This is a genomic window from Neorhizobium sp. JUb45 (genome assembly GCF_004343585.1).
Taxonomy (GTDB): domain Bacteria; phylum Pseudomonadota; class Alphaproteobacteria; order Rhizobiales; family Rhizobiaceae; genus Neorhizobium.
Window position 1 is genome coordinate 58,554 of the sequence record NZ_SLYW01000007.1, and the last position, 12,446, is coordinate 70,999.

At 58.0% G+C, this 12,446-nt stretch carries 12 protein-coding genes; 6 read left to right on the forward strand and 6 right to left on the reverse strand.

Going from position 1 to position 12,446, the window contains the following annotated elements; genetic code table 11:
- Positions 1-46: 46 nt before the first annotated feature.
- The gene (locus tag EDF70_RS22570; RefSeq protein WP_245519297.1) at positions 47-1,030 is read left to right on the forward strand and encodes a hypothetical protein; all 984 of its coding nucleotides are present in this window, start codon (positions 47-49) and stop codon (positions 1,028-1,030) included.
- A 389-nt stretch (positions 1,031-1,419) separates the two neighbouring features.
- The gene (locus EDF70_RS22575) at positions 1,420-2,616 is read left to right on the forward strand and encodes a glycosyltransferase family 4 protein (RefSeq protein WP_245519298.1); all 1,197 of its coding nucleotides are present in this window, start codon (positions 1,420-1,422) and stop codon (positions 2,614-2,616) included.
- A gap of 330 nt (positions 2,617-2,946) precedes the next feature.
- Here the strand turns inward: EDF70_RS22575 and EDF70_RS22580 are convergent, their stop codons facing one another.
- The gene (locus EDF70_RS22580; RefSeq protein WP_132278168.1) at positions 2,947-3,864 is read right to left on the reverse strand and encodes a LysR family transcriptional regulator; all 918 of its coding nucleotides are present in this window, start codon (positions 3,862-3,864) and stop codon (positions 2,947-2,949) included.
- A 120-nt stretch (positions 3,865-3,984) separates the two neighbouring features.
- Here EDF70_RS22580 and EDF70_RS22585 point away from each other — a divergent pair, with 120 nt between their 5' ends.
- Both EDF70_RS22585 and EDF70_RS22590 read left to right on the forward strand, forming a co-directional pair.
- The gene (locus EDF70_RS22585) at positions 3,985-4,596 is read left to right on the forward strand and encodes a glutathione S-transferase (protein WP_132278170.1); all 612 of its coding nucleotides are present in this window, start codon (positions 3,985-3,987) and stop codon (positions 4,594-4,596) included.
- A 56-nt stretch (positions 4,597-4,652) separates the two neighbouring features.
- Complete coding sequence (locus EDF70_RS22590) at positions 4,653-6,719, forward strand: pyridoxamine 5'-phosphate oxidase family protein (protein ID WP_132278172.1); 2,067 nt, start codon at positions 4,653-4,655, stop codon at positions 6,717-6,719.
- A 154-nt stretch (positions 6,720-6,873) separates the two neighbouring features.
- Here the strand turns inward: EDF70_RS22590 and EDF70_RS22595 are convergent, their stop codons facing one another.
- The 5 genes from EDF70_RS22595 to EDF70_RS22615 form a co-directional block, all read right to left on the reverse strand.
- Positions 6,874-7,695 carry an alpha/beta hydrolase gene (locus EDF70_RS22595; RefSeq protein WP_132278174.1) on the reverse strand — a complete coding sequence of 274 codons (822 nt, stop codon included), beginning with the start codon at positions 7,693-7,695 and terminating at the stop codon, positions 6,874-6,876.
- 260 nt (positions 7,696-7,955) lie between these two features.
- Positions 7,956-8,582 (reverse strand): LysE family transporter, encoded by a 627-nt coding sequence (locus EDF70_RS22600; RefSeq protein WP_132278176.1) that lies wholly within the window; start codon positions 8,580-8,582, stop codon positions 7,956-7,958.
- Between the two features lie 365 nt (positions 8,583-8,947).
- Positions 8,948-9,670, reverse strand: coding sequence for an amino acid racemase (locus tag EDF70_RS22605; protein ID WP_207908296.1), 723 nt, complete (start codon positions 9,668-9,670; stop codon positions 8,948-8,950).
- A 45-nt stretch (positions 9,671-9,715) separates the two neighbouring features.
- Positions 9,716-10,522, reverse strand: a complete 807-nt coding sequence (locus EDF70_RS22610; protein WP_207908297.1) for an AraC family transcriptional regulator — start codon at positions 10,520-10,522, stop codon at positions 9,716-9,718.
- A gap of 22 nt (positions 10,523-10,544) precedes the next feature.
- The gene (locus tag EDF70_RS22615) at positions 10,545-11,033 is read right to left on the reverse strand and encodes a MarR family transcriptional regulator (RefSeq protein WP_132278180.1); all 489 of its coding nucleotides are present in this window, start codon (positions 11,031-11,033) and stop codon (positions 10,545-10,547) included.
- A gap of 79 nt (positions 11,034-11,112) precedes the next feature.
- Between EDF70_RS22615 and EDF70_RS22620 the strand changes: the two genes are divergently transcribed.
- Positions 11,113-11,982, forward strand: a complete 870-nt coding sequence (locus tag EDF70_RS22620; RefSeq protein WP_132278182.1) for an EamA family transporter — start codon at positions 11,113-11,115, stop codon at positions 11,980-11,982.
- A 1-nt stretch (position 11,983) separates the two neighbouring features.
- Positions 11,984-12,223 carry an MFS transporter gene (locus EDF70_RS22625; RefSeq protein WP_207908298.1) on the forward strand — a complete coding sequence of 80 codons (240 nt, stop codon included), beginning with the start codon at positions 11,984-11,986 and terminating at the stop codon, positions 12,221-12,223.
- Positions 12,224-12,446: the final 223 nt, after the last annotated feature.

The window sequence follows — 12,446 nt, forward strand, 5'->3', positions numbered from 1 at the left end:
GCGTAATTTTTCACATTGGTTCGCATCTATAGAGAGGTTGTACTGGATGATCGTGCCTGGCGAAATGAAACCTGATCATATCGGCGCTCGCCCGAACTTCTCTTCCGATCCTTTGATTCCTACAATTTTTCATGAGCCATGGTGGCTTGATATCGCGACAAAGGGCACCGTAGACTATGTCGAGGTCACCGATGGCGGACGGGTCGTTGGTCGCATGCCCTACATCGTCACCACCAGATTCGGCCTGTCTAGCAGCAACATGCCGACGCTCACCCATTTCCTGGGGCCAGGCATCAACGACGGCACGGGAAGTGCGCCGAACCGTTTCATCAAACGCCATTCCATTGCTCGTGAGCTGATCAAAAAATTGCCGCCGCTGTCAGCGTTTCGGCAGAAGATGCATCGCGGCGTCAATGACACGCTGTCATTCCAGGCGGAGGGGTTCAACGTCGGCGTCCAGTTCACCTTCGAGGTGCATCCTGCACCCGCGACCGTCATGTGGAAGGCGATGCGAGACAAAACGCGCAACGTCATCAGGCGAGCCGAAGAAACGTTGAATGTTGAGGTCTCGGTTGATCCCGGCATATATTTTGACCTGACCACCAAGAACCTCAAGGCGGCCAATGCCGATAGCAACGTCGATTTGGACGTATGCGAGAAAATCGTCGTCAAGGCACTCGACCTTGGCCGCGGGCGTATCTGGGTCGCACGCGATAAAAATGGCGACGCGAAATCAGCCATTTTTTGCGCCTGGGACAGCACGACCTTCTACTACATCATGTCAACAAGAGCGTCCGATAGCGGCAACGGTGCCATACCCCTGTTGCTCTGGCACGCCATGAAATCGGCGGCCTCAATGGAACTGGTTTTCGATTTCGACGGCATAGGCAGCGCCGGCGCCGTCTTGCTTTATGCCGGATTCGGCGGCAACGTTGTGCCACGTTACATCGTCGGCCGGTCATCAATGACATACAGATTGTTGAGGCAGATCCGCCGTCTCAATCCCACTCTTGAAAACAAGTTCACCTGATCACGAAGCGTCGGAAATCCACATGCAGTGGCCACAAGCGACGTGGCCGAAGATTAGGGTGACCGTTTCGACCAGGCCAGCGGACTGCTGGAATTGATACGCTTTCTGCCGCGGATGAATGATTTCCTGTCGTTTTCGAACTATTTGAAAGGGAGTGGGGCGACTTGTATAGACATGGTAGAAATTCGGAATAAGATGTATTATTGCATGGCTTGGAAACGAGTTTTGCAGATGTAACCTGGTCTTGTAACTTGCTGTAAATGCTTGTGCGCGCACTATTGGTATTGCACTCGCATCTTTACTCACTGGAATCTGCGAAGTCTGGATTTTCGTCTTAGTCCAATGCGTCCAATGGTCCAACAAGCGGTCAATTTAAATTCGCGCAACTCATGCGCGTGCACGATTTTCTGCTGGATTTAGCTCAGATCGAACGCTCTTGCTCCGTCGTGGTATCGGTTATCCGTCTCCCGACTGGTCATAAAATTCTGTCAACTCGATTCACCCGCCACAAGTATTCAAGTTCGGAACAATCGATGAAGATATTACATCTGGCCAATCATTGCCATTTTGGAAACGGCAATGTCCATGCGGCGGTCGATCTGGCATGTGCGCAGGCCAAGGAGGGGCATGAGATAGTTTATGGCAGCTCCGGCGGCGATTTCGTGGAGTTGCTTTCAGAAAATCACGTGCGCCATGTCTGTGTGCCACAGCATAGCCGAAGCCCACAGGTTTTGCTGCAAGGCCTGTTGAAACTCCGTCGGTTGATAGCCGAATTCAAGCCTGACATCGTTCATGCGCATATGATGACCGGCGCTGTCATCGCCTATCCGTTTACCCGCTTCAATCGCCCGAAACTTGTGACAACGGTGCATAACTCTTTCGACAAGCATGCCATCGTCATGGGTCTTGGTGATCGTGTTATCGCGGTGAGCGAGGCGGTTGCCACAATTATGCGCGATCGCGGCGTCTCGGCAAAAAAGATACGGACCGTTCTGAACGGCACTCTGGGTGCCGCCCGGCGAGGTCGGCAGTCGGCAAAGCCTTCGGATTTGCCCCGCCCTGCCATAACGACGGTGTGCGGACTTCATCCGCGCAAAGGTATCGATGATTTGATAGCGGGTTTCGACATCATTTCGAAACAGCATGCCACAGCCAATCTCTTCATCATTGGCGAGGGGCCTTGTGAAGATCTCTATAAGAAACAGGCGGCGGCGTTGGAGCACAGTGATCGAGTGCATTTTCTCGGCCAGTTGCGCGACCCAAATCCTTATCTTCTTTCCACCGACATATTTGTCCTGGCCTCACACTCCGAACCATTCGGACTGGTGCTGACCGAGGCGCGCGAGGCAGGCTGCGCCATTGCTGCCAGCAATGTAGACGGAATTCCGGAAGTCCTTGCCATTGGCGATGCCGGAATAATGTTTCCGCCGCATGAACCAGTCGCGATCGCCTCCGCACTTTTGTCGCTTCTGAACAATGAGAAAGCCCTCCAGGACAGTCGCATTTCATCACTCAATCGGCTGGAATTTTTTGATATTGCGCGCGTCTGTCGCGATACTCTGGATGTATATATAGGCTTGATTTAGCCCCGATTTGAATACCAATCTTGACGTTTGAGTCCTGAGCTTGCCCCGTCGAAATAATACATCTGTCCAATAGGCACCGCTGATACGCGCAGCGCCATTGCGGAATGAGGCGACGGTTACAACAATTTCAATTTCCTGTCGCACGCATGGCTCTGATACCAGCCCCGACGAACAATGTTGGGATCATTGCAGCAGCCGACATTTTGGCCTGTCAAAACCGCCGGCGCTATAATTGCAGCCGGATGATACTTCAGTGGTATCCACCCAGGCGATCGGAAAGACCTCCGAAGAGCAATCGGCCGATAACGCTCGAAATGCCAACCGCTCCGATCAATGTGACGCTGACCGAACGGTCGTTGCCATGACTGCTTTCAGCCGCGAGGCAGCAAAATCCAGAAAAGTTCGAAGCTTCAGCGGCATCAAACCTTGCGACATATATACTAATTGTACCGGAGACGGATCCGGCTCGAAATCTTCGAGCAAAGGCACAAGCAGGCCGGCATCCACCGCGCGCTTGGCCTGGTAGGCCATGAGACGGGTAATGCCCAGACCGGCAGAGGCGGCATCCACGGCTGCCTCTGCCGTGTTGACGGAAAGGCGTGTCCGGATCGGCACTGATATTTCCTGCCGTCCATTTCGGAACGTCCAGAACCGAGGCGAAAGCACTCCCTCGAAGGCGAGACAGTCATGGTCCGCCAGATCGCGCGGCTGGGTTGGAGCCGGGTTGCGCCTCAGATAATCCGGATTGGCATAAACGGTCGTGCGGACCGAACCGAGGCGAATTGTGATCAGGCTGCTGTCCGCAAGATGGCCGATCCTGACCGCCACGTCGATCTGCTCGTCGGCGAGGCTGACGGACCTGTCGCTCATGGTCAGGCGGATATTGATATCGGGAAATGCCTTCAGAAAATCGACGACGACAGGCAATACATGCAGGCGGCCGAAGACGATCGGCGCTGTCATCGTCAAATCTCCGCGCGGTGCGATGTATTCGCCCGAAGCGCGCCGCTCCGCTTCCTCGACGCGCCCGAGGATTTCCCGCGCGGCCCCCACATAGCTTTGCCCTGCTTCCGTCAGCAGAATTTTACGGCTGGTGCGCGTCATCAGGCGCACCCCGAGATGCGACTCGAGCTCGGAAATCTTGCGGCTGACGGTCGGTAGAGGCGAATGCAGGGTGCGGGACGCAGCCGAGAGACTGCCGGCCTCAACCACGGCGATGAACACGGACATGGCGTCAAGACGATCCATAGACCCTTCCAGAATTTGAGAGGATACCTTTTCTATTATCTGTCTACTACAGAAATACGGATGCAAATAGCTTCATGGACGTCACCGACGCTTTCGTTCGGCCTTTCAAGGGAGCCTTCCATGAAACTCTACAATTTCCCGCTTTCCGGTCATGCACATCGCGCTTTGCTGTTCCTTTCGCTTCTCGGCATCAAGGCAGATGTTATCGACGTGGATCTTGCCAAGGGCGCACACAAGGCAACGGATTTTTTAAAGCTCAACCCCTTCGGACAGGTGCCGGTTCTCGACGATGACGGCATCGTCATCTCCGATTCCAATGCGATCCTCGTCTATCTGGCCAGCAAGTTTGACCGCAAGGACTGGTTGCCGGATGATCTCCAGTCCGTCGCAAAAATCCAGAAGTGGCTGTCGGTTGCTGCCGGCGAAATCGCCTACGGGCCTGCCGCGGCGCGTCTGATTACGGTGTTCAAAGCCGATTTCCGTGCAGACGAGGTGATTGCTCGCGCACACCAGATCCTTGGCCTGATCAACGCCGAGCTCGAACAGCGGCGTTTCATCATCGGCGAAACGCCGACGATCGCCGATATCGCGCTCTACAGCTACATCGTCAGTGCCCCTGAAGGAAATGTCGATCTCGCGCCGCATCCGCAGGTTCGTCACTGGCTTGCTCGCATCGAGGCTCTGCCGGGTTTTGTGCCTTTCCCCAGGACGGCAGTCGGGCTGGCCGCCTGACGGGAGGATGCGGCCGTCCGTCTCCGGCCGCATCCTCGTTGCAGATGGAGGTAATCATGCCGCAAAAATCAGACGTGATCGAGGCCGCCGCATCGCCTTCCCCCTGGCATGAGGGCGAGCTGGAATTACAACGCCATACGGGCGTGGTCGAGCAGATGGATACGGTGGGCCGAAAATTCGTGCGACGTTTCCTGCTCGAACAGCATCGCGAGTTCTTTCCGCTCATCCCGTTCATTGCCGTCGGAGCCGTCGACCGTCAGGAAATTCCCTGGGCGACGATCCGCTGTGGTGAGCCCGGCTTTGTGCAGTCTCCCGACCCGCAGACCTTGATGATAAACGCAATCCGCGATCCCGAGGATCCGGCGCAGGAGGGGATGGATGACGGCGACCCTGTCGGGCTGCTCGGCATTGATCTCATCACCCGCAGACGCAACCGGATGAACGGCAGGATTGTCCGCAGCGGCAGCGATGGCTTTGCCGTCGCCGTCGATCACAGCTACGGGAACTGCCCGCGCTACATCCAGAACCGCCATTTCAGATTTGTCAGGGATCCATCCGAGTTCTCGTCATCCGTGCCGCTGATATCGGATAAGCTGAACGATCGCGCGCGGCGGATCATAAACGCGGCCGATACATTCTTCGTGGCCTCCTACCACGACCGCGACGATGAGGGTCGACAGGTCGATATATCCCATCGAGGCGGCCGGCCGGGCTTTGTGCGCATCGATGCCGATGGCGGGCTCACCATTCCGGATTTCAACGGCAACCTGTTCTTCAACACCCTCGGTAATTTTCTGGTCAATCCGCGCGCCGGCCTGCTGTTTATCGATCATGAAACAGGCGACATGCTGCAGATTGCCGGTCGAACCGACGTCATTCTCGACAGTCCGGAAATTGCGGCTTTCGAAGGCGCCGAGCGGCTCTGGAGGGTTTTTCCTGAAAAGGTGGTGCTGAGGCCGGATGCGTTGCCGCTGCGATGGACGTTTGCGGAAAACGGAATGTCGCCGAGCGTTCTGATGACAGGCACCTGGCAGGAGGCGGCGGCCCGCCTTGAGGCGGCCGCCAAGGCGAACAGATGGCGGCGGTTCCGCATCGAGCGGATCGTGGATGAAAGCGCGACGATCCGCTCGCTGCATCTGGCTCCGGTGGGCGGCGAGGCGCTCATTCCGCATCTGGCGGGGCAGCATCTGCCGATCCGGGTGGCCGACGGCGACGGTTTCATCCGCCGCAGCTACACGCTGTCGAGTGCGCCTTCCGATGGTTATTACCGGCTGAGCATCAAGCGCGAGGGTAGGGCGTCCTGCCTTCTGCACGACATGCGGGATGGTGATGAGATTGAGGCGCTGGCGCCGACCGGAGCCTTCACCATCGATGCGATGGAGCGTAGCCGGCCCGCCGTGTTGCTCGCCGCCGGCATCGGCATTACGCCGTTTCTGTCGATGATACGCCATATCGTCCATGAAGGTGACCGGACGCGTCATCGGCGTCCCGTGTGGCTGTTCAGATCATCGCGAACACTTGAAGAGAGAGGGTTCGACGTCGAAATCGCCGAATTGGTCGAGCGGGGGCAGGGGTCTGTAAGGGATATCCGTATCCTGAGCGGGGCGGCCTGCGATGACGAGGGGCGTTACGATTGGGCAGGGCGCATCGATATGAGGCTTCTCAAAGCGCATCTGCCGTTTGGCGATCATGATTTCTATCTTTGCGGGCCGGGTTCCTTCATGCAGGCGGTCTATGATGGCTTGCGGGGGCTGAATATTGCCGATAACCGGATCCATGCCGAAGCTTTCGGGCCATCCAGCCTGAAGCGTGACCTGACACCGGCCGCGATCGCAATTGCTGCCGTGCAGGCGGCCAGCGAGCCAGTCCGCGTGATATTCACACAGTCGGCAAAGGAGGCGCGCTGGAAGCCTGGTGACGATCCCTTGCTGGAACTTGCCGAGCAACGAGGGGTAACCCCGCCTTTCGGCTGCCGGGCGGGCCATTGCGGCGATTGCCGGACAAAGGTCGTGAAGGGCAAGGTCAGTTATCTGTCGGACCCCGTCTACCCGGTGGCAAAAGACGAGGCCTTGATCTGCTGCTCGGTTCCCGCGGAAGGCGGAGACCTTCATCTCGATCTTTGACCTTCGACATCAGCGGCCCTGAAATTCTCCCTGGCGGCGGGACAGGGCTCCACAATCCCGATGGAGCCCTGCAGGAGATCGCGGAATGCTGACGTTGGCCACCAAGCCTATCATCGGCATCGGCTTGCCTGAAAGCATCTGAGATGGCGACTTGTCAGCTCAACCTTTTCAAAAGAGCCGCAACGATGGCTTCCGGTCGATCTTCCTGAACGAGGTGACCGCAGGCGGTTAACATCTCGATCGAACCATCGGAGATCAAACCGGCAAGTTCGGTGCCTTTTTCATGCGGAATCCATTGGTCGTTTTCACCCCACAACATGCTGACGGGGCAGTCCAGCTTTTGATAAAGCGGTTCTATCTCGTCTGTATACCGCTGATCCATTTGTGCGATTTGCCGATAAAAAGCCGCCTGTCCAACCGCGCCTGTCCATGGCTGCGAATAGACATGCAGCGCTTCTTCCGAAAGCGGATAATGGGCGGATGTTTGAAGATAAGCCTTCAACAGTGCTCGGTGCATATAGTCCGGCATTCCGGCAAATGCGGCCTCATGACTTTTTACGTGTTGAACGAAAGGAGATCCCCATGGGGCAAGGGCAACCGCGTCGAAAATCGTGAGGGATGAATAACGCAGCCCGTCGAGGAAATAGGCCCTCAGTGCCGTCGCGCAGCCAAAATCATGCGCAAGCACATCCGGCCGTTCCAGCCCCCATTCCCGGAACAAGGTACATAACACGCTGTTCTGCACCGCAAGAGACACATCTTGCCCGTCCCGCATTTCAGACTGTCCATAGCCGACAAGATCGAAATAAAAGACAGTCCGCCGGTCTGCCACGTGAGGAATGATCTTGCGCCATACCTGCGAACAGAATGGTGTTCCATGGATCGCAACCAGAGCCGGACCGTTGCCGATCCGTCCCCATTTCACGGCATTGCCATCGATCGTCGTCGTGTAGGGAAGTTCAAGCGTTTCGGTCATTCGTCTCACGGTTCATTGAGGATTGGTGGCAAGCACGTGCCTCGGGCACGGTCTGACACGCGCCCTATCGTCCTCGTGTTCGAGAGAAAGAAGGGGCTGATGATACAGGCCTGACAAGCATGGCGTAGATCAACCGGTATGTCCTTCCAAAAGCATTCAATCATTGGTTCATTTTTTGGAACAGAAACATCAGAACAAGTTCCGCCTGTGAGCGCGCGAACCTCATGTCTGGAGGTCGGTTGGCCGATCCTCGCCGCGGCTCATGGCAGCTTCTCCACGATCAATTTCAAACCAAATGCTGCCAGCAAGGCGCCGATTGAACGCTCGATCCACCGACCGAACTTCTCATATGCCGCGCGGGCAGGGCGGCTCGACAGAAGCATGACGGTTAGACCGTACCAGACAATTTCGAGCATGAAACCGCCGCACAGGATGATCGTCTTGGCCCACAGGGCGGTTTCCGGAGGAACCGCAACGGCATAGAGACCGATAAAGAAGGCAATGCCCTTGGGGTTGGACAGGTTCACCAACGCTCCCATCCGCAGGCCGCGCGTCAGGCTGCCGGCATCGACCTGCTGGTGCGTGGTTGTTGCAGCACCGTTCGCATGCCATGCCATCACGCCAAGATAGATGAGATAAATGCCGCCGACGATCTGTACGAAGCCGGCAAGCCAGGCGACGCGCGTGAGAAGCAGCGCAAGGCCGGTCATGCTCAGGATGGCGTAAAACGTCGCGGCCAACGCAAGTCCGAACGTTGCGCCAAAGGCGGTTCTCCGCGCCCCGGAAACGGCGAGCCTGCTGATCAATGCGAAGTTGGGGCCGGGGCTTATGACAACGGCGGCATACAGGCCGAGTGTCGTCAGAATGGTGATAAGCACTGGATCCATTTTTATTTCCCAAAACGATGTTGCGGATAATTCTGAATTACAAGCCTGCCGAACGCTCCGCTTTCGTGCCTCCTGTGGTTGGTGCGCATTATCAAGGGCTTTGTCAGTTGTTGGAAAGCCTTGCGTGGTCGGCCAGGGACATGTGGATCTTCGCAACGATAACCCTGCAGTCCTCTGCCGAGGATACCGGCGCGTCATGCCAAGAGTACCCCATGCAGGCAGGTCTGTGACGCTTTTCGTTCTCCGTCTCGCTGAGGAGATGATAGATCGCATCCTGCCTTTTCGTCGAAACCATTGTCATGGCCAGAATCTCCCAATCTATCGAGCCCGGACACCCAAGCGGGCTTTGGACACGGTTGGCGCGATCATTCAGCTTCCAGCGCAAAGCGCACGGCAGCATCACAATGCAGGCTGGCAGTGTTGAACATCGGAAAGTCCGGCATGTCCGGCTGGTCGATCAACAGAAAAATCTCGGTGCATCCGAGAATCAGTCCTTCGGCCTGCTCGTCTGCCCGCATCCTCTCGGCGATTTCGATATAGCGCCGCCGGGATGCGTCGCGGAAGTCGCCCTTGACGAGTTCGTCGAAGATAATCCTGTCGATTTCCTCCTGCTCGGCGTCGGTCGGGGTGATGGTCTCGATCCCGAAGCGATCGCGCCAGCGTGCCTTGAGATAATCCAGTTGCATGACAGGCCGGGTGCCGAAGAGCGCAACGCGGTTCAGCCCCGCATCTCGGATCGCTTGCCCGGTCGGATCGGCGATATGCAGCATCGGGACATGCCTTTCCGCCATGATCGCCTCAAGCGGTTTGTGCAGCGTGTTCGACACGCACAGAATGAGATCCGCCCCGCCAGCGATCAGCCCCTCGACCTTGCTGCGCATATAGTTGGCCAGCCCGTCCCAATCGTCCTCGCGAACCATGGCCTCGATATTGCCGAAGTTCATGCCGGCGATCAGCGTCTCGGCGATATCCCAACCGCCGAGACGCGCATTCACGCCGTCATTGAGCATGCGGTAATAGTGTTCGGTGGCGACGTTCGAGCAGCCGCCCAGAAGGCCGATGGTTTTCTGTTGCAGCGGACGTGACATGATCGTTTCCCTTCAGCTTTTGCTGCTGGGTAGCGGTATCGCATCCTAAAGTCTTGAACGCATTTGACATTGGGCGAATTCGCCGGGTGTCACGCCATAGACGCGTTTGAACCAGCGTGTCAGATGGCTCTGATCGGCGAAACCTGTGGCATGGGCCGCTTCGCCGATCGGGCTCCCACCGGCCATCATGTCCTTTGCCACCCTTGCTCGTGTCACTGACAGGAACTGGAACGGCGACAGGCCATAAGCTGCGCGGAAACGGCGTGAAAGATGTTCCGGGGAAACGCCCGCAAGAACCGCGAGCTGCGGTAGCGTCGGCGTTGCTGCGGGGTCGTCGGCCAGAAGATCATGCACAATCCTGATGGACGAGAGTGTGGTGGATTTGCCATGCAAGGCGGTCGCGCCTTGCCTGAGGGGCGTTGCCGGAAAGATTTCCAGCAGAAAATCCGCCAATGCCAGCGGGTCCTCCAGTGCTTCCCGGAACCGCAGTGCAGGAGTGTCGTCGGAATACAGCCGATACCCGCCGACGCGGCGATCAACCTCCGAAAGCCCAAGGCCGGTCGCTTCCGCGATCTGCTCCATTTGCAGGTATATAGATTGATAATGCCAGCCGGCATCGTCCACCGTCGCGGCCGCATGCAGGGTCTCGGGACCGATGACCAGCAGATCGCCCGGACCGATGCCGAATTCCTGTTTCTCGCAACGCGCCAGTTTGCGGCCGGCGGTATAGGCGGCGATAACGACCTCGGCATGGCGGTGAGGTGCATATTCGAACCGCCGGACGCGGCTTTCCAGCACATCGAAGCCGCCAAATGCGTCAGCACGGGAGATCGAGACCGCGTTCATCGCCATATTAAACGACCCTGCACCGACATCATTCCGCTTCGGTCGCGGCAAGCCATGCCCGCAATCCTGCGTCCAGATGATCACGCAGTTCGGACGGCAGGCCCGCGATCAGTCGATGCTGGTTTGCGACATGCTCGGTCACGACGCGGTCTATCAGTTCGAAACCTCGTGGGGTCAACGTTACGGCCTGTCCTCGGCCATCCTCCGGATCGGGCTGGCGGGTGATCAGCGCGGCTGCCTCCAGGCGGCAGAGGCGATTGGTCATCGTTCCCGATGTCACCATCGTCGATGAGATCAGGGCCGATGGACTGAGTGTATAGGGGGCGCCCGAACGCCGCAGCGTCGCCAGAACATCGAACCCTGCGGCTGTCAGGTCATGCGCTTCATAGACGCGGCCGAGTTCGGAGGACAGATGGTCTGCCAAGCGCTTCAGCCGTCCAAACGTCCCCATTGGCCCGACATCGAGATCGGGGCGTTCGCGGTTCCACTGGGAAAGGATTCGGTCGACATGGTCCATGCCGGATTTGATACCCGGTTTTATCTTGACGTCAAGAAATCATCGGAATATCTCGACGTCAAGATAAATGGAGGGCGCCATGTCCAAAGCCGTCGATCTGCTTCTTGCCGCCATTGCGCCGGTGATCTGGGGCACGACCTATATCGTGACGTCGCAAATGTTGCCGCCGGGATATCCGCTGACCGATGCAATGTTGCGGGCGCTGCCCGCCGGTCTCCTGCTGATGGCGCTGACGCGGCAGATACCGCCGGCAGCATGGCTGGGACGTCTCGTAATTCTCGGTGCTCTGAATTTTTCTGTCTTCTGGGCCGCTCTGTTCGTTGCTGCCTACCGCTTGCCGGGCGGTGTTGCGGCAACGCTTGGCGCGATCCAGCCGCTTATCGTGCTGCTTCTGGCTCGCTTCGTACTCGCAACGCCACTGAACGCAACAAGACTGCTCACCGCCGTTGCGGGCATCGGCGGCGTCGCGCTGCTTGTGCTGGGGCCGACGGCAAAGCTCGACATGGTCGGTGTTGCGGCGGCGCTGATCGGGGCGCTGTCCATGGCCTGCGGCGTGGTCCTGACACGCAGGTGGAAACCGCCTGTTTCTGCCCTGACCTTTACCGGCTGGCAACTGACTGCGGGCGGCATCCTGCTGGTGCCCGTTGCCTCTTTGCTTGAACCGGCGCTGCCACCGCTGACGGCGTTGAATATCGCGGGTTTCGCATGGCTGGGGCTGTTCGGCGCTGCGCTGACCTATTTTCTGTGGTTTCGCGGGATTGAGCGTGTTGGCCCGCAATCGGTCACCGGGCTCGGCTTCCTCAGCCCGCTGACGGCGGTGCTGCTGGGCTGGCTGGTTCTCGGTGAGGCGCTGACGCCGTTCCAGATATTGGGGGCCGCCATCGTGCTAGTCTGCGTTGTGGCCGGAGCAAGACCGACCGGCGCAAAAACGCTCGAAAAGCTTGCCTGACATGACGATAGAGAACGCAGCGCCAGTGGCTGACCGCCTGCCGGTCGGCGGATTGCTGGCCTTGGCCATGGCAGGCTTCATCACTCTGATGACCGAAGTGATGCCGGCTGGGCTCTTGCCGCATATCAGCGCCGGACTGAAGATCGATGAAAGCATGGCCGGACAACTCGTCACGGCCTATGCTGCTGTGGCGGATTTGTCGGAGGGGTGCTGCTCACCATCTTCGGAACATGGTCTTTAGGTTGGGCAGTGCTCTTCCTGCTGATCCCTGCGTTTCTCACGGCGCGGATTGCATGGAGCGGTTTTGCCCGATGAAGAAAACGGCGGGATTGCGCGGAGAACAGGTTCTGACGGCAGCCCTGCCGCCCTCCGGCTTTTGGTCAATCGCCCGGCGAGGATTTCGAGATACGCCGACCCGGTACGGGCAATAAGGCGAAGCGCCTTGTATTGTCGATGTCGCAGCT